The sequence below is a fragment of the Pseudomonas sp. Marseille-Q7302 genome, from assembly GCF_965111925.1.
Genome location: NZ_CBCOPK010000001.1, coordinates 1,191,930 through 1,215,239, shown reverse-complemented (window position 1 = coordinate 1,215,239; position 23,310 = coordinate 1,191,930). Strand labels below are relative to the sequence as shown.

Annotated in this window: 20 protein-coding genes; 12 read left to right on the top strand and 8 right to left on the bottom strand. The window is 65.1% G+C overall.

Annotated features, from left to right (window positions below):
- Positions 1-3: 3 nt before the first annotated feature.
- On the top strand, positions 4-387 hold the full coding sequence (locus ACWPW1_RS05690) for a hypothetical protein (RefSeq protein ID WP_323149500.1): 384 nt from the start codon (positions 4-6) through the stop codon (positions 385-387).
- Between the two features lie 42 nt (positions 388-429).
- Here ACWPW1_RS05690 and ACWPW1_RS05685 read toward each other — a convergent pair whose 3' ends face one another.
- Positions 430-642: a cold-shock protein gene (locus ACWPW1_RS05685; RefSeq protein WP_145010562.1), complete on the bottom strand. Its 213-nt coding sequence runs from the start codon at positions 640-642 to the stop codon at positions 430-432.
- A 371-nt stretch (positions 643-1,013) separates the two neighbouring features.
- Between ACWPW1_RS05685 and plsB the strand changes: the two genes are divergently transcribed.
- Complete coding sequence (gene plsB, locus ACWPW1_RS05680) at positions 1,014-3,524, top strand: glycerol-3-phosphate 1-O-acyltransferase PlsB (RefSeq protein WP_454252525.1); 2,511 nt, start codon at positions 1,014-1,016, stop codon at positions 3,522-3,524.
- A gap of 48 nt (positions 3,525-3,572) precedes the next feature.
- Positions 3,573-4,055, top strand: coding sequence for a YbaY family lipoprotein (locus ACWPW1_RS05675; RefSeq protein WP_454252524.1), 483 nt, complete (start codon positions 3,573-3,575; stop codon positions 4,053-4,055).
- Positions 4,056-4,373: 318 nt separating this feature from the next.
- Here the strand turns inward: ACWPW1_RS05675 and ACWPW1_RS05670 are convergent, their stop codons facing one another.
- The 6 genes from ACWPW1_RS05670 to ACWPW1_RS05645 form a co-directional block, all read right to left on the bottom strand.
- Positions 4,374-5,468, bottom strand: coding sequence for an Nramp family divalent metal transporter (locus ACWPW1_RS05670; RefSeq protein ID WP_454252523.1), 1,095 nt, complete (start codon positions 5,466-5,468; stop codon positions 4,374-4,376).
- Positions 5,469-5,474: 6 nt separating this feature from the next.
- The gene (locus ACWPW1_RS05665) at positions 5,475-5,663 is read right to left on the bottom strand and encodes a hypothetical protein (protein ID WP_454252522.1); all 189 of its coding nucleotides are present in this window, start codon (positions 5,661-5,663) and stop codon (positions 5,475-5,477) included.
- Between the two features lie 100 nt (positions 5,664-5,763).
- Positions 5,764-6,459, bottom strand: coding sequence for a uracil-DNA glycosylase (gene ung / locus ACWPW1_RS05660; RefSeq protein ID WP_133862944.1), 696 nt, complete (start codon positions 6,457-6,459; stop codon positions 5,764-5,766).
- Between the two features lie 64 nt (positions 6,460-6,523).
- Positions 6,524-6,820, bottom strand: coding sequence for a hypothetical protein (locus ACWPW1_RS05655; RefSeq protein WP_271654069.1), 297 nt, complete (start codon positions 6,818-6,820; stop codon positions 6,524-6,526).
- A gap of 94 nt (positions 6,821-6,914) precedes the next feature.
- The gene (locus ACWPW1_RS05650) at positions 6,915-7,367 is read right to left on the bottom strand and encodes an NUDIX hydrolase (RefSeq protein ID WP_454252521.1); all 453 of its coding nucleotides are present in this window, start codon (positions 7,365-7,367) and stop codon (positions 6,915-6,917) included.
- Positions 7,368-7,416: 49 nt separating this feature from the next.
- Positions 7,417-8,538 carry a glycerophosphodiester phosphodiesterase gene (locus ACWPW1_RS05645; protein WP_271654067.1) on the bottom strand — a complete coding sequence of 374 codons (1,122 nt, stop codon included), beginning with the start codon at positions 8,536-8,538 and terminating at the stop codon, positions 7,417-7,419.
- Between the two features lie 312 nt (positions 8,539-8,850).
- Here ACWPW1_RS05645 and ACWPW1_RS05640 point away from each other — a divergent pair, with 312 nt between their 5' ends.
- From ACWPW1_RS05640 to ACWPW1_RS05600, 9 genes are all read left to right on the top strand, one after another.
- Complete coding sequence (locus tag ACWPW1_RS05640; RefSeq protein ID WP_059313834.1) at positions 8,851-9,066, top strand: cysteine-rich CWC family protein; 216 nt, start codon at positions 8,851-8,853, stop codon at positions 9,064-9,066.
- Positions 9,066-9,770 (top strand): 16S rRNA pseudouridine(516) synthase, encoded by a 705-nt coding sequence (locus ACWPW1_RS05635; protein ID WP_454252520.1) that lies wholly within the window; start codon positions 9,066-9,068, stop codon positions 9,768-9,770. Before ACWPW1_RS05640 ends, ACWPW1_RS05635 begins: the two co-directional genes overlap by 1 nt.
- Positions 9,771-9,830: 60 nt before the next feature.
- Entirely contained in the window at positions 9,831-10,802 is a 972-nt protein-coding gene (locus tag ACWPW1_RS05630; RefSeq protein ID WP_454252519.1) for an aldo/keto reductase, read from the top strand.
- Positions 10,803-10,858: 56 nt separating this feature from the next.
- On the top strand, positions 10,859-11,785 hold the full coding sequence (rlmF, locus tag ACWPW1_RS05625; RefSeq protein WP_454252518.1) for a 23S rRNA (adenine(1618)-N(6))-methyltransferase RlmF: 927 nt from the start codon (positions 10,859-10,861) through the stop codon (positions 11,783-11,785).
- A 490-nt stretch (positions 11,786-12,275) separates the two neighbouring features.
- On the top strand, positions 12,276-13,913 hold the full coding sequence (gene mqo, locus ACWPW1_RS05620; RefSeq protein ID WP_454252517.1) for a malate dehydrogenase (quinone): 1,638 nt from the start codon (positions 12,276-12,278) through the stop codon (positions 13,911-13,913).
- Between the two features lie 264 nt (positions 13,914-14,177).
- Positions 14,178-16,817: an MGH1-like glycoside hydrolase domain-containing protein gene (locus tag ACWPW1_RS05615; RefSeq protein ID WP_059313829.1), complete on the top strand. Its 2,640-nt coding sequence runs from the start codon at positions 14,178-14,180 to the stop codon at positions 16,815-16,817.
- Positions 16,818-16,937: 120 nt separating this feature from the next.
- Entirely contained in the window at positions 16,938-18,353 is a 1,416-nt protein-coding gene (locus ACWPW1_RS05610) for a diguanylate cyclase (protein ID WP_454252516.1), read from the top strand.
- Between the two features lie 938 nt (positions 18,354-19,291).
- The gene (locus ACWPW1_RS05605; RefSeq protein WP_454252515.1) at positions 19,292-21,103 is read left to right on the top strand and encodes an ABC transporter ATP-binding protein; all 1,812 of its coding nucleotides are present in this window, start codon (positions 19,292-19,294) and stop codon (positions 21,101-21,103) included.
- A gap of 64 nt (positions 21,104-21,167) precedes the next feature.
- Positions 21,168-21,320 (top strand): hypothetical protein, encoded by a 153-nt coding sequence (locus ACWPW1_RS05600; RefSeq protein WP_167348555.1) that lies wholly within the window; start codon positions 21,168-21,170, stop codon positions 21,318-21,320.
- A 331-nt stretch (positions 21,321-21,651) separates the two neighbouring features.
- Here the strand turns inward: ACWPW1_RS05600 and treA are convergent, their stop codons facing one another.
- Entirely contained in the window at positions 21,652-23,295 is a 1,644-nt protein-coding gene (treA, locus tag ACWPW1_RS05595; protein WP_454252514.1) for an alpha,alpha-trehalase TreA, read from the bottom strand.
- Positions 23,296-23,310: the final 15 nt, after the last annotated feature.

Sequence of the window (23,310 nt, the reverse complement as noted above, 5' to 3'; positions counted from 1 at the left end):
CCCATGCGCCAGCCCGATATCGAAATCTATCTCAAGGACGTCGACCAGGACGCCGTCTCGGCCTGGCTCGAACAGGTGTTCGCCATGCCTTGCGCCTGGCAGGCCCGCGGGCAGACCTTCAAGTGCACCCTGCGCTATGGTGGCGAGCCTATTCCGGTCACCTGGCTGCCCAAGGCGGTCGGCAAGTGGCACAGCCTGCTATTGGAAAGCGATGTATCGCCCTGGGTTGACGACCTGGCCTGCGCGCGTGACGCCCAGGCGGCCCTGCAGGTACAGGTGCGCTGTGCCCCCAGTGGCTGGAGCGAAGAAGAAGAGGACGAAGCCGCCGATCGCTGGCTGAAGGTCACGGACGAGGGTGTCGAGGAAATCGTCTGGCGTACCGAGTGATCTGAAGGCGCGAGGAGCCTTGAGCCCCTCGCGAAACGGGTCTTAGACCCGGGCGACGTCTTCGGCCTGCAGGCCCTTCTGGCCCTCGATCACCGAGAACTCCACCTGCTGGCCTTCGACCAGGGAACGGTGGCCTTCACCGCGGATGGCGCGGTAGTGAACGAACACGTCGGCGCCGCCCTCGCGTTGAATGAATCCATATCCCTTGGCGTCATTGAACCACTTGACGGTCCCGGTTTCGCGTTGCTCACCCATCACATCTCTCCGAAGCTTTCTGGATTTCCTATCCCCGCTCGCCACAAGGTGGGCGATCGGGTTGCTTTGTTATATCGGTACAGATCGCTCGCCGGACCGGTCGCCAGGCTGGCAGCCCGTTTCCGACCATCGGCAAGAACCTGCCGACACCTTATAAAGCATGGCTTTCCCGGCAAAAGCAACGTTCTTTACGCAAAGTGCCATCATGGCTGAAAGCCGCACTGGCGACGGGTTTTCGACGATTTAGACGGCATTTTTTCGACGGCGGGGACAAGGTGCCGACTACCGGGTCGAAGTCAGAACAAGGCGGGTGGTTTTACGCCCACCAGGCCATCCGGCACACTGCCGCCTCGTCCATCCGGTAGCCCTCCATGACTCGTTCGCCGCTGCGCCTTCTGGCCTTTTCGCTGCTCAAGCGCCTGCTCTATCTCTGGGTTCGCTCCGAGACGACCCAGGCGGCCAGCCTGCTCAGCCGCATCGACCCCAGCAAGCCGGTGCTCTATGTGCTCCCCGAGGCCTCGCTGAGCGATCTGGCGGTGCTTGACCGCGAATGCCGCAAGGCCGGACTGCCGCGCCCGTTGCGCCCGCTGGTACTGGGTAGCCGCACCGAGCCACTGGCCTATTTCAACGCCGTTGGCAAAGCCAACTGGCGCGGGCGTCCGGCACGGCGCTCGGTACCGCCCACCCTGCGCCGAGTGGTGACAGCGGTAACCGAACAGGGTCTGGCGGACGTCCAGCTGGTACCTGTCAGCGTCTTCTGGGGCCAGTCGCCGGATCGCGAGACCAGTCCCTGGAAGCTGCTCTGGGCGGACAACTGGGTGGTGACCGGACGGCTGCGCAAGCTGGCGCGCATCCTGGTGCTGGGCCGCCTGACCCGGGTGCAATTCTCCAAGCCGCTGTCGCTGGACGAACTGGCCGCTCAGCGCCCTGATCCGCAGCGCCTGGAGCGCCTGGTGATGCGGCGGCTGCGCATCCACTTCCGCAACGTGCGCCAGGCGGTGATCGGCCCGGACCTGTCGCACCGGCGCACCCTGCTGCGCGGGCTGCTCCGCGCGCCCCAGGTGCGGGCGACCATTGCCCGGGAGATCACCCAGCGCAAGGCCACGCCGGGACGTATCGAAGACGAGGCGGCGCACTATGCGCGGGAGATCGCCTCGGACTTCTCCTATCCGGTGGTGCGCTGCCTGGACGTCGGCCTGCGCTGGTTCTGGAACAGCATCTATGACGGCGTCAAGGTCAGCCATATCGAGCGGATCCAGGAGATGGCGCCCGGCCACACCGTGGTCTACGTGCCCTGCCATCGCAGCCACATCGACTACCTGCTGCTCTCCTATCTGCTCTTCCAGAACGGCCTGACACCGCCGCACATCGCCGCCGGCATCAACCTGGACATGCCGGTGGTGGGCAATATCCTGCGCCGCGGCGGGGCCTTCTTCATGAGGCGCAGCTTCAAGGGCAATGCCCTCTATGCGGCGGTGTTCAACGAATACCTGCACAGCCTCTTCAGCCGCGGCTTCTCCACCGAATACTTCGTCGAGGGCGGTCGCTCGCGCACCGGGCGCACCCTGCAGCCGCGCACCGGCATGCTGGCCATGACCTTGCGCAGTTTCCTGCGCGACTCCCGGCGACCCATCGTCTTCGTACCGGTGTATATCGGCTACGAAAAGGTCTTCGAAGGCCGCACCTACCTGGGCGAATTGCGCGGCGCAACCAAGAAGAAGGAATCCCTCTTCGATCTGGTCAAGGTGTTTGGCGCCCTGCGCCAACGCTTCGGCCGGGTCTGGGTCAACTTCGGCGAACCCATTCCGCTGCAGGGTTTCCTCGATGCGCGGCGCCCCGGCTGGCGCGACGAACCCCTCGACGAAGAGCTGAAACCGGCCTGGTTCAACCCCGTCACCCACGAACTGGGCGAGCGGGTGGTGCGCCGCATCAATGCCGCCGCGGCGGTCACGCCGGTCAACCTGGTGGCCCTGGCGCTGCTGTCGACCAACCGCCAGGCCCTCGACGAAGGCGCCCTGGTGCGCGCCATCGACCTCTATCTGGACCTCTTACGGCGGGTGCCCTACTCCAACAGTGTCACCCTGCCCGAGGGCGACGGCCAGGCCATCATCGAGGAGGTGCGTGGCCTGGGATTCCTCGCCGAGCAGCAGGACGCCCTGGGACGCATCCTCTACCTGGACGAACAGAACGCGGTCCTGATGACCTATTACCGCAACAACGTCCTGCACCTCTTCGCCATACCCGCGCTGATCGCCAGCTTCTTCCAGAACACCGGGCGCATGACCCGCGAGCTGATCCACCGCTTCGCCCTGGCACTCTATCCCTACCTGCAGGCCGAGCTGTTCATCCACTGGGAGCGCGACGAGCTACCCCTGGTGCTGGACGGCTGGCTGGAGGCCATGGTGGAGCGCGGCTTGCTGCGCATCGAAGACGACGTCTTCGTGCGCGCCGCGCCCAGCTCGCGGCAGTTCGTCCGCCTCACCCTGTTGGCGCGGGCCATCCTGCAGACCCTGCAGCGCTACTACATGACGACCGCGCTCATCCTCAACCATGGCCAGAACAGCCTGACCGCGCCGCAGCTGGAGGAGCTCTGCACGGTGATGGCCCAGCGGCTGTCGGTGCTGCATGGCCTCAATGCGCCGGAATTCTTCGACAAGTCGCTGTTCCGCCATTTCATCCAGACGTTGCTGGCCGAGGGGGTGCTGCGCAAGGCGGACGACGGCACCCTGGGCCACCACGAACTGCTGGGTGAACTGGCCGAGGGCGCAGGCAAGCGGGTGCTGCCCGCGGAGATTCGCCTGTCGATCCGCCAGGTGGCCCTGGATAGACCCGATGCCCCGGACCTGCCGGCCCCTGAAACCCTACCCGTTGCCAGCAACTAAGCGCGCCGGCACCGGTCACAGCAGTCGATTTCAACCTAGGATTCATCCATGAAAAGAATCGTCACCCTGCTCGCCACCTCGCTGCTGCTCAGCGCCTGTAGTGGGCTGCGCCCCGGTCCCGCGACACCGCCGTCCCCGGCCGGCCAGCCGCTGCCGCCTACCGAACAGCCGCAGACCACCACTCCCGGCGTGCCTGCCCAGCCAAGCATGACCAGCCTCAGCGGCCAGGCCACCTTTACCGCCAGCGAGCCGGTACCGCCCACCGCCAAGCTCACCATCAGCCTGTACAGCGCCAGCGCCGGCGACACGCCGAGCGGCCGCCTGGCCCAGCGCACCCTGTTCGTCAAGCAGCAGGATCAGGTGCCCTTCCGCCTCGACTACGCCCCGGCCAAGGTCAAGAGCGGCGAGCGCTATCTGCTCAGCGGCCGCATCCTGCTGGGCGGTCGCCCACTGTACCTGACCAAGGAGCCGGTGGTGGTGGACCTGAACAACGGTGGCGAGGTGGAGTTGCCGCTGCAGCCGGTACGCTGAGTAACGGCATCGCCAGCCAACTGCCCCTTTCATCGAGAACGATCGCTTTGATGTGCATAGGTGACGAGTACGTCCGTGCGGTGCTGGCGCGAGAATGGCGGTGGCGCTAGACATCCCGCTGCTGCTCAGCGAAATCGAAAAAGGAGCGGACCGAAAGCTCCCTACGGACGCCACAGATCAGGCCATCTACCGATGGCCTCTGCTGGAACCAGGCTCGTCGCCGGATGCTGTGAAATCAAGCGACTCGGCCATCGTCATCGAGACACTGGCCGCGCCGCTCTCGGGCATTCTCTGCAAGGAGCATCCTGCCGGCAACGCTCAAAACAGCCGAGCGAGTTCGCTCAGGCTGAGGACGATGAACAGCGCCGCAGCCAGCCCCAGCAGGCCGTTGGACAGCCAGCCCGAACGCCACTCCTTGGGCACCCGCTTGGAATTGAGCAGCCAGATCAGCGTCAGCGCCAGGAAGGGCATGAAGAAGGCCCCGAAGGCGCCGTAGGCGATGATCAGTCCGAAGGGCCGCCCGAGCAGCAGCAGGAGCATCGGCGGAAAGGTCAGCCAGAGCACATAGAAGCGGAAGGCGGTGGTCTTCTCCAGGTCACCCCGATCACCAGCGCCACCCGTGGCCTGGCGGACGAAGTCGGCGAACAGCAGGGACACGCCGTGCCAGACGCCGAGGATCGAGGAAAAGGTGGTGGCGGCGAAGCCGATTAGGAAGACGGTGGAGACCACGGGGCCGAAGCGTTCTTCCAGCACCCGGTCCAGATCGAGCAGGCCGCGGTCCCCACCGGCCAGAGTGATCTGGGCGGTATAGAGCAATTCGGCGCCGACGATCAGCATGGCGATGACGAAGATGCCAGTGGCGATGTAGGCCACCTGGTTGTCCAGCCGCATCATGGTCATCCAGGCCGGGGTACGCCAGCCCTTGGCGTTCACCCAGTAGCCATAGGCGGCCATGGTGATGGTGCCGCCCACCCCGCCGATGAGGCCCAGGGTATAGATGGCCGAGCCCTCGGGGATGGTCGGCACCAAACCGGTGACGGCCTGGCCCAGATTGGGCACCACCAGGATGGCCAGCCCCACCACCACCACGAACATTACGCCGATGAAGACCTTCATCGCCGCCTCGAACACCGCATAGCGATTGAGCAGCACGAAGACCGCGCCAGCGATGCCCGACAGGGCGCCCCAGGCCCAGAACGGTAGGATATCCGGGAACAGCGCGGCCAGCGGCAAGGCGGTGGCGCTCATGGCCGTGCCGCCGTAGACGAAGCCCCAGAGCACGATGTAGATGCCAAAGTTCCAGTAGGTCCAGATGCCCATGGAGCGCCAGCCTTCGAGCATGGTCGAGCCAGTGGCCAGGTGGTACCGGGCGGAGCCTTCAGCCAGGGCGATCTTGACGATGCAGCCCACCACCGCCGCTCAGAGCAGCGCATAGCCGAAGCGCGAGCCGGCGATGAGGGTGGCGACCAGGTCACCGGCGCCGACCCCGGTCACGGCGACCACGATGCCCGGGCCCACCAGCTTCCAGCGCGCCAGGGTGCCGCGAGGCGGCTGGGAGGGATCGGTCGCCGAGGGGGCGGGCGCGACCTTGTTATTGTTTTCGGTCATGAGCTCTCTCCGGTGCGGGACGTCATCCCCGACTGTCCCGGATGAGCGGTCGGTCAACAAGCACCAGAGGATTACAAGGTGTAAGCGCTCTAGGACGCCCCTACGCCAGCGGTGGCAGCGCCCAGTCGATGGGGGTCAGGCCGGCGTTGCGCAGGAATTCGTTGGTGCGGCCGAAATGGCCGTTGCCGATGAAACCGCGGTGAGCGGACAGTGGTGAAGGGTGCGCCGACTTGAGGATCAGGTGCTTCTGGGGGTCGATGAGCGTCTGCTTGCTCTGGGCATGGCTGCCCCAGAGCAGGAACACCAGATTCTCGCGCTCGGCACTGACCACTTCGATGATGCGATCGGTGAATCTCTGCCAGCCGGCCTTGGCGTGGGACCCGGCGTTGGCCTGCTCCACCGTTAGCGAGGTGTTGAGCAGCAGCACGCCCTGCTCGGCCCAGTGCTGGAGGTAGCCGTGGTTGGGAATGGGCAGGTTCAGGTCGCGCTTGAGTTCCTTGAAGATGTTCTGCAACGACGGTGGTGCCGGTACGCCAGGCTGCACCGAGAAGCTCAGGCCATGGGCCTGGCCGGGACCGTGATAGGGATCCTGGCCGAGGATGACCACCCTCACCTGATCCAAAGGGGTGGTATTGAGCGCATTGAAGATCAGCGGACCGGGCGGATGGATGACCTTGCCCGCGGCCTTCTCGCGCCTCAGGAATTCGCTCAGCTGACGCATGTAGGGCTGCTCGAACTCATCGCGCAGCGCGGCTTTCCATTGGGGGTCGAGCTTGATGCGATCGTCATCCACGATTCGAGGCTTCCTGGTCAAGACAAGGGCAGCACCCTAGAAAAGCCGGCTGCCCCTGTCAAACCCGCTACCAGCGCGGGCCCCACCCCGGAGGCCCGTAACGTGGGCCCCAACCGGGCGGACCATAGCCCGGACGCGGTCCCCAGCCCGGAGGCCCCCAGTGCGGTGGCGGCGGAGGTGCCGGTCGATAGTAGTAGCCGTAGCCATAGGGCCGCACGATGACCGCGGGCGGCGGATAGGCCGGCGTGCCATAGAAGACGGCCGCAGGCGGTGCCGGACGGCTGTAATAGCGTGGGGACGTGTCGTAGACGGTGCAGCCGGTGAAGGTCAGGGCACAGAGCGACGCCAAGAGGAAATGGCGCATGGGGGAGTCTCCAGAACGGCCCGGATGGGCCTGGAGAAAGCTTAAGCTGCGGCGGTGCCGCGCGCCCAGCTATCGCACGTTCATTCAGCCGGGATTAAGAGACGCTGGTCGCCGCCGGCCCATTCTTCTGCCGCTCGGCCAAGTAGTGCTGTAGCCGCTCCTGCAGATGGGGCACCCCCTGGGGATGGGCGAGAAAATCGACGACGCTCATCAGCCGCCAGTCCTGGCCTTCGTCGCCGAAGCGGATGGCGGCGATGTCGGCCTGGCTCAGCACCCCGGCGAACAGCCAGCTAGGCAGGTAGCCCGGCTGGCGGGGTGGATAGCAGCGGCCCCAGATCAGCCGCGATTCGTCCAGCACCAGCCCGAACTCCTCCTCCAGTTCACGCAGGGCACAACGCTCGGGCGTTTCGCCGTCTTCACGACCGCCACCGGGCAGGTCCCAGAGTCCCGGCCAGGGAATATCGGGCTTGTCGTCGCGCTGATAGACCAGTATCTGGTCCGCGCAGAGCAAGGCCAGCTTGGCACCGTTGAAGGCTTCGAGTGACATGGCGATCTCCGCTGGATGTGGGGAGACCGCAAGGCCTCCCCGTAGCGACTTAGTAGCCGAGTTGCTTGAGCAGTGCATCCGGCTCCTGCTTGGCCGGCCGTTCGTAGAACTTCAGCAATTCAGCGCTGCGGTTGCTGAAGAAGCCATCCACACCACGCGGCGCCAGCCGGGCGTAGTCCACCGCCGAATCCACGGTATAGGCATGCACCAGCAGGCCGCGTTCATGGGCGACATCATTCATCCAGGGCTTCACCAGATCCGCATAGCTCTGGTCGCCGCCCTCCTCTAGGGCCGCCGACGGGCCGATGCCGATGGCGCCATGGGCCTTGGCCCACTCGATCCAGGCGGTGAAGTCACCCTCGGAGCGCACCTGCTGCTTGGCATAGTAGGCCGCCTTGCTCGCCTCGCCGGAGTCGGCATAACTCGGTCCGGCCTTGGCCGGGATGTAGTCGTCACCCAGCCACAGCAAAAGGATCTTCGGCGTCTTGGGCATCTCCTTCTGCAAGAGCTCCAGGCTGCTCTTCTCGAAGGTCTGCAGAATCACCCGGCCGGGCATGGCGGCGACGCCGGTGGCGCCGGCCTTGGGCTGGCCGAGCCAGCCGCGCTGGGTCAGCTTGGCCTTGAGGTCACGCTCGATGCCGGGAAACAGCTTAGGCTGCTTGGTCTCGATGTAGAGGCCCGGCTTGTTGCGACCGCCTTCGGCGATGTCGATGACCTCGTCGAGGGTGAGGATCTTGAGTCCGGCGAATGTCGGACGGGCGCGGTCGGGATGGGCCTGGTTGAACCAGCTGCCGGCGTCCAGCGACTTGAGTTCGGCCAGGGTGAATTGGCTGACCGGTGCCTTGGCACGGTCGGGAAAGCGCTTGGCGACATCGGTGGTGCGTTCCAGGGTATCGTCATGCAGGGCGATGAGCTGGCCATCCTTGGTGCGCTGCAGGTCGAGTTCCAGGTAGTCGGCGCCCAGCTCCCGCGCCACCAGATAGGCCGGGGCGGTGGACTCCGGGGCATCGAAGGAGGCGCCGCGATGGGCGATCACCGCCGGCCAGGGAATGCCGGCCTGGCGTGCCAGGGTCTGGCCGACATCGGCTTCGGTGGCCAGGGCCAGCTGGCTGACCAGCAGGGTGCCGGGTATGAGGGTACGGATCAGGGTGCGCAGAGCGTTTATTGTCATGGGTTCCTCGGGTGGTCCGACGGGTAGCGCTGAGGCCTGCTGCAGATCGTGCGAGCCTGGGTAGGATCGACTGCGGCTCCAGGAAGACAGCTGCAGAAGCCTAGTTCAAGGTGGACGAATGGGCATCCCCAGGGAACAGGCCGATAGGGGCCCGTTTCCGCGTGGTCTGCGTCAGGCGGAACCACCTCCGAACTGCGTTCAGGGTGCAGACTGCACCCTGGAGGCGACATTACGCAGACACCCGGCGCAGGAGACGTTATCCAGGTCGCAATTTCCGGTACTCTGCCGCCCGCTTCGCCTGACGAGATCACCATGACCGCCTCTCCCACCCTCTTCGATCCCACACGCTGTCCGCTCTGCGGCAGGCCCAATCGCTGCGTCCTCGCCGCCGGCGGTGAGATCCACGACTGCTGGTGCTTGCAGACGCCGATCGCTCCGGCCGCCCTGGCGCGTCTGCCCGAGGAGGAGCGTGATCGGCGCTGCCTCTGCCCCGCCTGCGCCGTCGGGGCCCAGGTCGAGAGCAGCTGATGCGCCTGGATCGCTGGCTGGGCAATCGCCCCGAGCTGGGTCGCCAGCTGGCCCGCCGCCTGCTCGCCGAGGGTCGGATAAAGGTCAACGGCGCCACGACCCTGCAGGCCGAGCGAGAGGTGTTCGCCTTCGATCGCATCGAGTCCGACGAGCGCCTGCTGCAAGACGGCCCCGGCGGTCGCTACCTGATGCTGCACAAGCCGCGTGATTGCGTGAGCGCCACGGTCGATACCCGCCATCCCACGGTGCTGGACTGCCTCGATCCGGACCAGCGTGCCGATCTGCACCTGGCCGGGCGGCTGGACTTCAACACCACGGGCCTGCTGTTGCTCACCAATGATGGCCAGTGGTCGCGTGGCCTGAGCCATCCACGGCACAAGCAGACCAAGCGCTACCTGGTCACCACCGCCGAGGTCATCCCGCCGCACCTGGTGGCAGCCTTTGCCGAGGGCCTCTATTTCGCCTACGAAGACCTCACGACCCAGCCCGCCCAGCTGGAGCTGCTGGATGAACGCAGTGCCTACCTGACCCTGGTCGAGGGCCGCTATCACCAGGTCAAGCGCATGTTCGGGCGCTTCGGCATCGAGGTCATCGCCCTGCACCGCGATCGCATTGGCGGCCTGGCGCTGGACCCAACACTGGCAGAGGGTGCTCATCGCGCGCTCACAAAGCAGGAAGTGGCGCTGTTACGTCCGGCGGATTAGGGGAACAGGACCTCGGGAGCACCGGTCGGGATGCAGACACGCACCACCCGGAGACCTCTCATGCGTATCGACATCCCCTCCCTCGGTTTTGGCGGCGCCCCGTTAGGCAACATGTTCCGCGAGGTAAGCGACGCCGACGCCCGAGCGACCCTCGAAGCCGCCTGGGAGGCCGGCATCCGCCTCTACGATACCTCGCCGCACTATGGCGCCGGCCTGTCCGAGCGCCGCTTCGCCGAGGTGCTGGCCGACAAGCCGCGCGATGACTTCGTGCTTTGCAGCAAGGTAGGCCGCCTGCTGGAGCCGGCTGACAAGCCGGAAAACGCCCCGCCGTTCGTCGACGAACTGCCCTTCAAGCGGGTGCTCGACTATTCCGCCGATGGCGCCCGCCGCTCCATCGAAGCCAGCCTGGAACGCCTCAAGACCGACCGGCTCGACCTGGTCTGGATCCATGATCTGTCCGAGGACCAGCACGGGCCCGCCTGGCGCGACTACTTCGCCCAGGCCATGCAGGGGGCGGCCAAGGCCCTCACCGAGATGCGCGAGGAGGGTTTGATCCTGGGCTGGGGCCTCGGCGTCAACCTGGTGGAGCCCTGCCGGCTGGCGCTGGAGCAAAGCGATCCCGACGCCTTCCTGCTGGCCGGACGCTATTCGCTGCTGGATCATCGTGAAGCCCTGGATACGCTCTTTCCCGAATGCGAACGCCGGGGCGTGGGTATCGTGGTGGGCGGGCCCTTCAACTCCGGTCTGCTCGCCGGTGGCAAGCACTACAACTATGCCGAAGCCGAGCCGGCACTGCGTCGCAAGGTCGAGCTGATCGAGGGTGTCTGCCAGGATCACGGGGTAGATATCCGCGCCGCGGCCCTGCAGTTCTGTCTCGCCCATCCCACCGTCGCCGCCACCATACCGGGCAGCAGCACCCCGGAGCGGGCCCGGCAGAACGCTGAACTGCTGCGGGCAGCCATCCCCGCCGCCTTCTGGCGCAATCTGCGCGAGATCGGCGTGCTGCCAGAGGATGCGCCGACGCCGGCGTGAGTCCAAGGGGGCGGCTGTGCTAGGCTGCCGCCCCCTTTTCCACCCTGTCCGCCGCCATGACTTCGCCCCGCCGGCCCCTGCCGGGCCGCCCCGCTCCCCTGCATCCGCGCAATCGCCACCAGGGCAGCTACGACTTTCCGGCCCTGATACGCGTGAGCCCGGCGCTCAAGCCATTCGTGGCACCCACGCCGCGGGGCAATCTCTCCATCGATTTCACCGATCCCCAGGCGGTCCGGGCACTGAATCGCGCGTTGCTGGCGCTGCACCATGGCGTGCGCGACTGGGACATCCCCGCCGACTTTCTCTGTCCGCCGATTCCCGGTCGGGCGGACTATCTGCACCACCTGGCCGACCTGCTGGCCGAGGGCAATAGCGGCCAGATTCCTCGAGGGGAGGCGATTCGGCTGCTGGACGTGGGCACGGGCGCCAATGGCGTCTATCCGCTGATCGGCTTCAAGGAGTACGGCTGGCATTTCGTTGGCAGCGACATCGCCCCAGCGGCCCTGGCCGCCTTCGGGCGTACCCTGGCCGCCAACCCGGACTGCGCCGCCGCCATCGAGTTACGCCGCCAGCCGGACTTCCAGGCGATCTTTGCGGGCATCCTGAAACCCGGTGAGCGCTACGCCGCCACCCTGTGCAATCCGCCCTTCCACGCCAGCCCCGACGACGCCGTGCGTGGCAACAAGCGCAAATGGAAGAACCTGGGCAAGACCACCGGCAAGACGGTGCCGCTGCTCAACTTCGGCGGGCAGGCGGCCGAACTCTGGTGTCCCGGTGGCGAAGCGGCCTTCATCGAACGGATGATCCGCGAGAGCCGCAGCCATGCCGCTCAGGTCGGCTGGTTCACCTGCCTGGTCTCCAAGGCCAGCAACCTGCCGCCCTTGCAGACGGCGTTGCGCCGCGAGCAGGCCCGCGAGGTCCGCGTCGTCGCCATGGCTCAAGGCCAGAAGCAGAGTCGCTTTCTCGCCTGGCGCTTCGCCTAGTCGAGTGTCCGGCGCCCGCCGGGCGCCTCGAACCCTGACCCTTCAGCGGCTTTCTGGCCGGTTTCGTCGGTGCTGCCTCCTGCTGCAGGCAGCCAGGCGGAACCTGCCTGCTCCGCCTGATGGGCATGTGACGGGACTTTGATCCAGTTCGCACAGGATTAGACCAAAGGCTAATAGCCAAAGCCTATGAATTACGGACTAGGAATCCCGGAGTCTTCTCATTAAAATGCCGGCCAACAAAAACGCCACGCGCACGCAACCGCGCCCGAGACCTCTGTCTCCGGCCAGCCGTTGCCAAGACCGTGTATGCGTTTTTGCTCCGACTCCTCCGGTGACTCACGAGAGAGGGGCGGTGGAGGGACAAGAACCTGCCCTTGCGTGTTTCTGGCTGCATTCTGCCTTGCCCACTGCACATACCCCTATGTGCCATGGTGCCGCACCGCACCGAAACTCGATAAGCAGACCCAGCTTCTATCGATTGAGAGACCACATGCTGAAGAAAATGACTGGCGCGTTGCTCGGCGTAGCCATCGCCTCCGCCCTGGGCACCGCACAGGCCGAAGACGCCAAGAAGGTCGACGTCCTGCTGATCGGCGGTGGCATCATGAGCTCCACCCTGGGTATCTGGCTGAACGAGCTGGAGCCGAACTGGACCATGGAAATGGTCGAGCGCCTGGACAAGGTCGCCGAAGAGAGCTCCAACGGCTGGAACAACGCCGGTACCGGCCACTCCGCCCTGGCCGAGCTGAACTACACCCCTGAAGACAAAGACGGCAAGGTCACCATCTCCAAGGCCATCGAGATCAACGAAGCCTTCCAGATCTCCCGTCAGTTCTGGTCCTGGCAGGTCAGGAACGGCGTCCTCAAGGACCCCCGCAGCTTCATCAACAGCACCCCGCACATGAGCTTCGTCTGGGGTGACGAGAACATCGCCTTCCTGAAGAAGCGCTATGAAGCCCTGAAGGCCAGCCCGCTGTTCTCCGGCATGCAGTACTCCGAGGATCCCGCGCAGATCAAGCAGTGGGTCCCGCTGATGATGGAAGGCCGCGATCCCAAGCAGAAGATCGCTGCCACCTGGAGCCCGCTGGGTACCGACGTCAACTTCGGCGAGATCACCCGCCAGTTCGCCGCCAACCTGCAGTCCAAGCCGAACTTCAAGCTGAACCTGTCCAGCGAAGTCGAGAACATCACCCGCAATGCCGACGGCAGCTGGCGCGTGGAGTACAAGAACCTCAAGGACGGCAAGAAGACCGAGACCGACGCCAAGTTCGTCTTCATCGGTGCCGGCGGCGGTGCCCTGCACCTGCTGCAGAAATCGGGTATCCCCGAAGCGAACGACTACGCCGGCTTCCCGGTGGGTGGCTCCTTCCTGGTCACCGACAACCCCGAGGTCGCCCAGCAGCACCTGGCCAAGGCCTACGGCAAGGCGTCGGTCGGCGCGCCGCCGATGTCGGTGCCGCACCTGGACACCCGTGTGCTCGACGGCAAGCGCGTGATCCTGTTCGGGCCCTTCGCCACCTTCTCCACCAAGTTCCTCAAGCAGGGTTCCTACCTCGACCTGCTGACCAGCACCAACACCCACAACGCCTGGCCGATGGTCCGCGTGGGCGTGGCCGAGTACCCGCTGGTGGAATACCTCGCCGGCCAGCTGATGCTGTCGGATGACGACCGCATGGCCGCCCTGCGCGAGTACTTCCCCAACGCCAAGAAGGAAGACTGGCGCCTGTGGCAGGCCGGTCAGCGCGTGCAGATCATCAAGCGCGACGCCGACAAGGGTGGCGTGCTGAAGCTGGGCACCGAGATCGTCGCGGCCAAGGACGGCAGCATCGCCGGCCTGCTGGGCGCATCCCCGGGCGCCTCGACCGCCGCGCCCATCATGCTGAGCGTGCTGGAGAAGGTGTTCAAGGACAAGGTCGCGACCCCGGAGTGGCAAGCCAAGCTGCACCAGATCGTCCCCAGCTACGGCACCAAGCTCAACGGCGATCCCGAGCGCGTGCAGCAGGAGTGGAACTACACCGCCGAAGTGCTGCAGCTGGCCACCCCGCCAGTCGCCACCGGCACCCAGAACGCCAAGGCTACCGTCAGCGCTCCGCGTGCCGACAAGGCCGCCAACGACATGGCGCTCTGATGAGCGACCGGCCCGAGGATTTCTCTCGGGTCGCGTAGTCTGGCAAAGCCTCACCCCTTTCGGGCGTGGGGCTTTTTTTCGTCCGCCGCAAGGGGTCAGGCACCTGCATCCGCATCGGATACCCTGTGACCGAAACCGCAGCGGCGTGAATTTTTCCGCTGCGATCAGGCACTAAGAGGGCAGCGATGAGCCAGTCGACGCCTCTGCGCGCCACAATGATGATCTATTCTCGAGCTTTAACCGTTACCTGAATCAGGAGACACGATGACGGCACATCCCGCCCCGGGCATCCTGCATACCCGCGAAGGCCAGCGCCTGGCCGATACCGATGCCGCCGCCTGGCGCCAGTGGGGTCCCTACCTGAGCGAGCGCCAGTGGGCCACGGTCCGTGAGGACTACAGCGCCGATGGCGACGCCTGGCGCTACTTTCCCCATGACCATGCGCGCAGCCGTGCCTATCGCTGGGGCGAGGACGGCCTCGCCGGGTTCTGCGACAAGGCCCAGCAATGGTGCCTGGGCATCGCCCTGTGGAACGAGCGCGATGCTTTTCTCAAGGAACGCCTGTTCGGCCTGACCAACGCCGAGGGCAACCATGGCGAAGACGTCAAGGAGCTCTATTTCTATCTGGATGGCGTACCGAGCCATGCCTACCAGAAGATGCTCTACAAGTACCCCCACGCCGCCTTCCCCTATGCCCAGCTCACCGAGGAAAACGCCCGGCGCGGCCTGAATGATCGGGAATACGAGATTCTCGACACCGGCGTCTTCGCCGAGAATCGTTATTTCGATGTCACCGTCGAATACGCCAAGCACACCCCCGACGACATCCTCATGCGGGTCACGGTGGAGAACCGCGGCGCCGAGCGCGCCAGCCTGCGGGTACTGCCACAGATCTGGTCGCGCAATACCTGGGCCTGGACCGGCACCCCACCGCGCTCCATGCTCAGCCTGGAAGGCGAGCAGGTCCGCGCCAGCTATTTCGATCGCCCCGACCTGGTGGTCACCGCCTGGGGACCGCGCGACGTCGAGTGGCTGTTCTGCAACAACGAAACCAACCTGCCGCGTCTTACCGGCGAAGCCGCCGAGGGGCCCTTCAAGGACGGCATCAACGACTACGTGGTGAAGGGCGCCCGTGAGGCGATCCGTCGCGACTTCGGCAGCAAGGCGGCCGCCCATTTCGCCGTGGAGCTGGACGGTGGCGCCACGACGGTGATCTACCTGCGGCTGGCCCCCACGAATGCCCTTGCGGTGGATGCCGACGCGATCTTCGCCGAACGCATCGCCGAAGCCGATGCCTTCTACGCCGCCCTGCAGGAAAAGATCAGCGACCCCGATGCGCGCCTGGTGCAGCGCCAGGCCCTGGCCGGCCTGCTGTGGTCCAAGCAGCTCTACTATTTCGAGGTCAATCGCTGGCTCAATGGCGATCCGGCCCAGCCCATGCCACCGGCGCAGCGCGAACGCATCCGTAACGGCCACTGGCGGCACCTGCTCAATTTCGACATCGTCTCCATGCCGGACAAGTGGGAGTATCCCTGGTACGCCTCCTGGGACCTGGCCTTCCAGGCGGTGGCCTATGCACTGATCGATCCCGGCTTCGCCAAGCAGCAGCTGCTGCTCCTGGTGAAGGACAGGTTCATGCATCCCAATGGCCAGCTACCGGCCTACGAATGGAATTTCGAGGATGCCAATCCGCCGGTGCATGCCTGGGCGACCTGGCACGTCTACCTGCAGGAGAAATCCCTGACCGGAGTGGGTGATCGCGTCTTCCTGGAGCGCGTCTTCCACAAGCTGCTGCTGAATTTCTCCTGGTGGATCAACCGCAAGGACACCGAAGGCCGCAACATCTTCCAGGGCGGCTTCCTCGGCCTGGACAACATCGCCCTCTTCGACCGCTCGGCCCCGCTGCCTCCGGGCTATCACCTGGACCAGGCCGACGGCACCGCCTGGATGGCCGCCTATGCCCTGGACCTGATGCGCATCGCCCTGGAGCTGGCCAAGGAAAATCCGGTGTACGTCGATCTGGGGGTCAAGTTCTTCGAGCATTTCCTGCATATCGCCGGCGCCATCAATCACAGCGACGAACGCGAAGACGGCCTCTGGGACGAACAGGACGAATTCTTCTACGACGTCCTGCACAAGCCGGATGGCAGTGCCGAACCGCTGCGCCTGAGGTCCATCGTCGGCCTCATCCCGCTGTTCGCGGTGCAGGTACTGGAGCAGCGCGAACATGAAGGCCTGCCGGGCCTGGGTGGCCGCCTGCGCGGCTTCCTGCGGCAACGTCCGGATCTCGCCCGCCTGGTGTCGCGCTGGACCGAGCCCGGCCAGGGCAATAGATTCCTGCTCTCGCTGCTGCGTGGTCATCGCACCAAGCTGCTGCTCAAGCGCATGCTGGATGACAGCGAATTCCTCTCCGAGTACGGCATCCGCTCGCTGTCCAAGGCCCACGAACAGCAACCCTTCGAGATGCGCCAGGCCGACGGCAATCTGCTCAGTGCCCGTTACCAACCGGCAGAATCGGATTCACGACTCTATGGCGGCAATTCCAACTGGCGTGGCCCGCTGTGGATGCCGATCAACTACATGCTCATCGAGTCGCTGCACGAATTCCACCGCTACTATGCCGACAGCTTCTCGGTGGAATATCCCAACGGCTCCGGCTACCTGGCCAATCTGGAAGAAGTCGCCGATGGTCTCAGCCAGCGACTGACCCGGCTGTTCCTCAAGGACGCCGACGGCAAGCGCCCGAGCATGGTCGACTATCCGCAACTGCAGGATGATCCGCGCAGTCGCGACCTGGTCCTGTTCCACGAGTATTTCCATGGTGAAAACGGTCGCGGGCTCGGCGCCTCGCACCAGACCGGCTGGAGCGCCCTGGTGGCGCTCCTGCTGCAACCCAGGCGCTAAGGTGGTCACTTGAGGTGCCGGCTTCGGCCGGCACCTCGGTCACTTGCGCAACGGCCACGGTTTTCCTCCGCCGTGCTGGATACTATGCTCAAGCCTGAGACACTGCATTCAAGAGCCCGCATGACTGCCTCCGATGACGCCCAGCGTCTCCACGCCCTGAGCGAGCTGCAGATTCTCGATAGTGGGGTCGAGGCCGCCTACGAGGACATCGTCGTCCTGGCCTGCCAACTGACCCGCGCGCCGGTGGCCTTCATCACCCTGGCCGATCGTCATCGACTCTGGTTCAAGGCCTGCCAGGGCCTGAGAGTGGACGAGGTCCCGGTCGACTCGTCACTGTGCCATCTGGCGATCCGCACCCCGCGACAGCCTTTCATGGTGGAAGACCTGGAAAGGGATCCGCGCGTGGCTCACCTCAGAGCCGCACCAGGCCTGGAAGGGATGTGTGCCTACCTGGGCATCCCCCTGCTCGATCGACACGGCGTCGCGCTCGGTACGCTCTGCGTGATGGACGATCGGGTCCGCCGCTTCGAAACCGCCCAGATCGACAACCTGCAACGCCTGGCACGGCAGGTCACGATTCTCTTGCAGCAGCGTGACACCCTGCGCCAACTGGAAGAGCTGGACATCAACTTTTCCGCCTTCATGAACAACGGTCCCTTCGTCGCCTATATCAAGGACCGCGACTGGCGCTATTCCTACGTCAACGAGCCCTTTCTGCAACAGCTGGGGCTGACCCGTGAGGAGATCATCGGCAAGGACGATTTCGTCATCTGGCCGGACGCGGCGCTGCGCTTTCGTCAGAGCGACGAGCAGGTCATGAACGAGCTCAAGCCGAGCCGCCTCGTCGAGCGCATGACCACCCACGATGGACGACGTATCTTCTGGCAGTCCTACAAATTTCCCCTGGTCACCCGCCAGGGCATCGCCTTGGCGGGACTGTCGGTGGATGTCACCGAGCATATCGAGCAGCAGCACATGCTGGAGGCCTCGCAGCGCCAACTGCTGGACATGATGCAGGCCGCCGAACAACGCAGTGTCACCGACGCCCTGACCGGCCTGTACAACAGACGCGCCTTCGACCTGCGCCTGGCGGAGCATCTGCGACGCGCCGAAGAACAGGGCACGCCGCTGTCCATGCTGCTGATCGATGTCGATCACTTCAAGGCCTATAACGACGCCTTTGGCCATCAGGCCGGCGATGTCGCCCTGCAGGCAGTCAGCCGGCTGCTGTCGCAGAGCTGCCGCGACAATGACGCCTGCTTCCGCTATGGCGGCGAAGAATTCGCCATCTTGCTGCCGGGCGCTGACAGCAACGCGGCCCAGCTGGTGGCCGAGCGCTGTCGTGCGGCGGTTGCCAACCATGCCTGGTCGCGCCGCCCCATCACCCTCAGTGTCGGCTTGGTCACCTATGCTGCCGGCATGGATGCCTATCGTCTGACCGAAAGCGCCGATCAGGCGCTCTATGCCGCCAAGGGCGCCGGCCGCAACCGAATCGCCGCGGCATCCGTACTGGAATCGGACTCCAAGGCAGAATGACGCCCAAACAAAAAACCCGCCGAAGCGGGTTGTTTGTTGCGACCATCCCAACGTCCTGTCAGGCGCCATCCTGGCCTGGTCTTCATCCGTGACCTCAGAGCTGCGCATCCTGCGCCGCTGATGTAGGTAGATTACGCAGCCTGCCGGGACCGCAACATGGCCAGGTGACACCACACTGTGTAAGCCTTTTGCCATACCTTCGCCAGCACCATGTTCGGCCCTGAATTCCAGCCAACAAAAAACCCGCCGAAGCGGGTTGTTTGTTGCGACCATCCCAACATCCTGTCAGGCGCCATCCTGGCCTGGTCTTCATCCGTGACCTCAGAGCTACGCATCCTGCGCCGCTGATGTAGGTAGATTACGCAGCCTGCCGGGCTCGCAACATGGCCAGGTGACACCACGCCGTGTAAGCCTTTTGCCATACCCTAGCCAGCATCCTGCTCGGCCCTGAATCCCAGGCAACAAAAAACCCGCCGAAGCGGGTTGTTTGTTGCGACCATCCCAACGTCCTGTCAGGCGCCATCCTGGCCTGGTCTTCATCCGTGACCTCAGGGCTGCGCATCCTGCGCGGCTGATGGGGTGTAGATTACGCAGCCTGCCGGGACCGCAACATGGCCAGGTGACACCACACCGTGTAAGCCTTTTGCCATACCTCCGCCAGCACCCCTGCTCGGCCCTGAATTCCAGGCAACAAAAAACCCGCCGAAGCGGGTTGTTTGTTGCGACCATCCCAACATCCTGTCAGGCGCCATCCTGGCCTGGTCTTCATCCGTGACCTCAGGGCTGCGCATCCTGCGCGGCTGATGGGTGTAGATTACGCAGCCTGCCGGGACCGCAACATGGCCAGGTGACACCACGCCGTGTAAGCCTTTTGCCATACCCCCGGGAACACCGCGACCGTCGTTTCGACTAATGCTGACTCCAGCCGAAGATCTCTCATGGCCCTCTCTACCTCCTTCGCTATCGTGCAATTGCAGATGCGCCGTGCTGCCGGCCTGGTCTGGAGCACCTCCCCCGCGCTGCTGGTCGGCCTGATCCTGGCGACTCTGGTCGCCGGCCTGCTGCCGGCCCTGGCCGCCTGGCTCGGGCAGCGTATCGTCGATGCCGTGGTGGCCGCGATGCGGCTGCATGCCGAGCAGGGTCAGGCCCCTCTGTGGCCAGTGCTGAAGTTCGTGCTGGCGGAAGCCGGGGTCCTGGCAGCCCTGGCCGGTGCCCAGCGTCTGCTGTCGGTGCAGCAATCGCTGCTGCGGGTACGCCTGGGGCAGACGGTGAACCTGCTGATCCTGGAAAAGGCCCAGACCCTGTCGCTAGCGCAATTCGAGGACGCCGACTTCTACGACAAGCTGGTGCGGGCCCGGCGCGAGGCGTCGGTACGGCCGCTGGCGCTGGTGACCAAGTCACTGACCCTGTTGCAGAACCTCATCTCCCTGGTCAGCTTCGCCGTGCTGCTGGTGCATTTCTCGCCTTGGGCGCTACTGCTGCTGGTGGTGGGTGCCCTTCCGGTGTTTCTGGCCGAGGCGCGCTTTTCCGGTGATGCCTTTCGTCTCTTCAGCCGGCGCGCGCCCGAGACCCGTCGCCAGACCTACCTGGAAACCCTGCTTTCCCATGAGGCCTACATCAAGGAGGTCAAGCTGTTCGGCCTGGCGCCGCTGCTGTTGGAGCGCTACCGCACCACCTTCGCCAAACTCTATGCCGAGGATCGCCGCCTCACCCTGAGACGCGACGGTTGGGGTTTCGTCTTTGGCCTCCTGGGCACCCTCGCCTTCTATGCCGCCTACGCCTGGGTGGTGCTCGATACCGTGCGGGGTCGCCTGAGCCTGGGCCAGATGACCCTCTATCTGACGCTGTTCCGCCAGGGCCAGGCGGCGGTCAGCGCGAGCCTTACCGCCCTTGGCGGTCTCTATGAAGACAGCCTCTACCTGAGCAACCTCTATGACTACCTCGGCCAGCCAACCAGCGCCGAGGGCGGCAGCCTGACGGTGGGGAGCCACCCTGGCGACGGGCTGAGATTCGAAGGGGTCGGCTTTACCTATCCAGGCGCGACCGCGCCGACGCTAGAGGACATCAGCTTTCATCTGGCACCAGGCCAGAGCCTGGCCCTGGTAGGCGCCAACGGCTCCGGCAAGACCACTCTGATCAAGCTGCTTACCCGCCTGCATGCGCCTACCCAGGGGCGCATCCTGCTCGATGGCAGCGATCTGCAGGAGTGGCAGCCAGCGGCCCTGCACCGACGCATCGGGGTCATCTTCCAGGACTTCATCCGCTACCAGCTCACCGCGGGCGAGAACCTGGGGGTCGGCGACACCGCCGCCTTCGCTGACGAAGCGCGCTGGCGCAAGGCGGCCGAACAGGGCCTGGCCGACGACGTCATCGCCGGTTTGCGCGAGGGATACGGGACACAGCTGGGCCGCTGGTTTCTCGGTGGCCAGGAACTGTCTGGCGGGCAATGGCAAAAGATCGCCCTGTCGCGGGCCTATATGCGTGAAGACGCCGACATCTTGGTGCTGGACGAACCCACCGCCGCCCTGGACGCCGCGGCCGAGGCAGTGATCTTCGAGCGCTTTCGGGCCCAGGCGCAGCAGCGCATGACCCTGCTGATCTCCCATCGCTTCTCCAGCGTGCGCAATGCCGATCAGATCCTGGTGCTGGAGGGCGGCGAGATCCGCGAGCGTGGCGACCACGAGCAGTTGCTGGCCAGCGGCGGCCGCTATGCCCAGCTGTTCGATCTGCAGGCCCGAGGGTATCGCTGATCGCCGGTGGCGAACTTCGCGCAGGGCGCTCTGCCCAACCTTAACAACCACTCGCGGAGGCCGCATGAACGATCAGATCAAGGAAAACCCCGACGACCTGGACATCGATCCGGACATCGCGCCCGATCCCGAAGAGCCCGTGGGCGATGACCCGGAAGACCGGCCGGTGGAAGAGCGCCTGCCGCAAAAGAATCCGCGCGATCCGGAGTACAGCTGATGAACGCCATCCTGCCGCTGCCCGAGGATGAAGATCCGGAAGGGCTGCATCCTGCGGAGCTGCCGGCGGACGAAGACGATGCGCCGCCCGTGGATCCGCTGTGACGCCGTAGTATGCCGTCTGATGGATCTGGAGTTGGATTTGCCCTCACCCCAGCCCTCTCCCTGAGGGAGAGGGTGAATGGTAGCCCGTAGGTTGGGTTGAGCGCAGCGAAGCCCAACGTTGCCACCATTAACTGAGACGTTGGGCTTCAGCGATGGGGCTCTCTCAGCCCAACCTACGGGTTTCACATCATGAAAAAGGTCCGCCGTGGCGGACCTTTTCTTTGGCCTTATTTCGTGCCGGGTTGCGCTTTGTAAAGTTCGAGCAGCTTGAGCGTGACGCCATTGGTCCAGCCAAAGCCGTCCTGCAGCTCGTACTCGCCGCCACCACCGCCCTGGCCGCCGGTAAGGTCGTATTTCTCCACCAGCTTCTGCTCGCGGGCGTAGAGATTCTGCACCTGGGTCAGGAAGCGGGTGCCGATGTCCTCGGCGAGCTTGTCCTGCTTGTAGCGGCGCAGGCCATCCACGGCCACCCATTGCAGCGGTGCCCAGCCATTGGGTTCGTCCCACTGCTGACCGGTCTTGACGGTCGTGGTGGCGATGCCGCCGGGACGCAACAGCTGGTTGGCCACCGTCGCGGCGGTCTGGTCGGCACTGCTCTGGCTGGCGAGCCCGGTGTACAGCGGGAACAGCGCCGCGGCGGTGACCTTGTCGGTACGACGCTTGGCCTGCCAATCGAAGTCGGTGTAGTAACCGGCCGGATTCCACAGGTAGCGGTCGATGGCCTGCTGGCGGGTCTTGGCCTTCTGACTGTAGGCCTGGACGCAACTGGCCTCACCGGTCTTCTCACAGGCCTTGGCGATGGTCTGTTCCAGGTGATAGAGCAAGCTGTTGAGATCCACCGGAGCGATGGAGGTGGTGCGGATGGTGGCCAGGGTCTTGCCATCGCCAAGCCAGCGCGAGGAGAAATCCCAGCCGCTCTCGGCGCCGGCGCGCAGGTCGCGATAGACCTCGCCGGCCGGACGGCCCTTGGCCTGCCCGGCGGTGGCCAGGTCTTCCAGATAGGACTCCTGACGCGGCGTGTCGCGGGCATCCCAGTAGCGATTGAGCAGGGTGCCATCGGCCAGCTTGACCACATGGGCATTGGCCTGGCCCGCTTGCAGGCCTTCGGCGCCCGCCATCCAGTAGGCGTATTCCTTCTGCAGCTGCGGCAGGTAGCGGCGATAGGCCGAGTCGCCTTCCAGGCTGGCCTGCAGATCGACCATGTAGGCGAAGAACGGTGGCTGCGAGCGACTCAGGTAGTAGCTGCGGTTGCCATTGGGGATATGGCCGTAGACGTCGATCTCATGGGCGAAGTTGTCCACCATGTCGCGGACCAGGTCGGTGCGTCCGTCCTTGGCCAGACCCAGCATGGTGAAGTAGGAATCCCAGTAGTAGACCTCACGGAAGCGCCCGCCCGGTACCACATAGGGTTTGGGCAACGGCAGCAGGCTGCTGTAGGCCGGTACTTCTTCATAGTGGCGGGTCAGTACCGGCCAGAGATCCTTGATGTGGGTGGGCAGGTCGGCGCCAGGCTTGGGTGGTGCCGCCTTGATCGGAGCGGATTCTTCGAAGTTGGCGCTGACGAAGGCCTTGAGGTCGAAGCCGGGCTTGTCGCGCTGGCTCAGGTAGTCCTGGCGAATGTCGGCCGGATTGCGCTTGGGCAGTGCATCGACGAAGTGCTTCTGGTCGGTGAACAGCTTGCCCTGCTGCACCGCGGCGAACAGCTCGGGATAGGCCTGGTCCGGCGGCACTGCGCGGGCATTGTTGGCGTCGCGCCAACTCCAGGTCGAAGTTTCCGGCTTGCTCGCCTCATGGGCGCAGCCGGCGAGAAAGGCGATGGACAGGGACAGGACGAGCATCCGCGCGGGTGGCGCAGGTGGCAGGCGTTTCATGAAGCGCTCCTTTTC

What these genes read in the sequence shown, in the direction of transcription:
- ACWPW1_RS05690 (WP_323149500.1), top strand. Translation starts at nt 4, where the DNA reads ATGCGCCAGCCCGATATCGAAATCTATCTCAAGGACGTCGACCAGGAC.
- ACWPW1_RS05685 (WP_145010562.1), bottom strand. Translation starts at nt 642, where the DNA reads ATGGGTGAGCAACGCGAAACCGGGACCGTCAAGTGGTTCAATGACGCC.
- plsB (WP_454252525.1), top strand. Translation starts at nt 1,014, where the DNA reads ATGACTCGTTCGCCGCTGCGCCTTCTGGCCTTTTCGCTGCTCAAGCGC.
- ACWPW1_RS05675 (WP_454252524.1), top strand. Translation starts at nt 3,573, where the DNA reads ATGAAAAGAATCGTCACCCTGCTCGCCACCTCGCTGCTGCTCAGCGCC.
- ACWPW1_RS05665 (WP_454252522.1), bottom strand. Translation starts at nt 5,663, where the DNA reads ATGACCGAAAACAATAACAAGGTCGCGCCCGCCCCCTCGGCGACCGAT.
- ACWPW1_RS05655 (WP_271654069.1), bottom strand. Translation starts at nt 6,820, where the DNA reads ATGCGCCATTTCCTCTTGGCGTCGCTCTGTGCCCTGACCTTCACCGGC.
- ACWPW1_RS05650 (WP_454252521.1), bottom strand. Translation starts at nt 7,367, where the DNA reads ATGTCACTCGAAGCCTTCAACGGTGCCAAGCTGGCCTTGCTCTGCGCG.
- ACWPW1_RS05645 (WP_271654067.1), bottom strand. Translation starts at nt 8,538, where the DNA reads ATGACAATAAACGCTCTGCGCACCCTGATCCGTACCCTCATACCCGGC.
- ACWPW1_RS05640 (WP_059313834.1), top strand. Translation starts at nt 8,851, where the DNA reads ATGACCGCCTCTCCCACCCTCTTCGATCCCACACGCTGTCCGCTCTGC.
- ACWPW1_RS05635 (WP_454252520.1), top strand. Translation starts at nt 9,066, where the DNA reads ATGCGCCTGGATCGCTGGCTGGGCAATCGCCCCGAGCTGGGTCGCCAG.
- ACWPW1_RS05630 (WP_454252519.1), top strand. Translation starts at nt 9,831, where the DNA reads ATGCGTATCGACATCCCCTCCCTCGGTTTTGGCGGCGCCCCGTTAGGC.
- rlmF (WP_454252518.1), top strand. Translation starts at nt 10,859, where the DNA reads ATGACTTCGCCCCGCCGGCCCCTGCCGGGCCGCCCCGCTCCCCTGCAT.
- mqo (WP_454252517.1), top strand. Translation starts at nt 12,276, where the DNA reads ATGCTGAAGAAAATGACTGGCGCGTTGCTCGGCGTAGCCATCGCCTCC.
- ACWPW1_RS05615 (WP_059313829.1), top strand. Translation starts at nt 14,178, where the DNA reads ATGACGGCACATCCCGCCCCGGGCATCCTGCATACCCGCGAAGGCCAG.
- ACWPW1_RS05610 (WP_454252516.1), top strand. Translation starts at nt 16,938, where the DNA reads ATGACTGCCTCCGATGACGCCCAGCGTCTCCACGCCCTGAGCGAGCTG.
- ACWPW1_RS05605 (WP_454252515.1), top strand. Translation starts at nt 19,292, where the DNA reads ATGGCCCTCTCTACCTCCTTCGCTATCGTGCAATTGCAGATGCGCCGT.
- ACWPW1_RS05600 (WP_167348555.1), top strand. Translation starts at nt 21,168, where the DNA reads ATGAACGATCAGATCAAGGAAAACCCCGACGACCTGGACATCGATCCG.
- treA (WP_454252514.1), bottom strand. Translation starts at nt 23,295, where the DNA reads ATGAAACGCCTGCCACCTGCGCCACCCGCGCGGATGCTCGTCCTGTCC.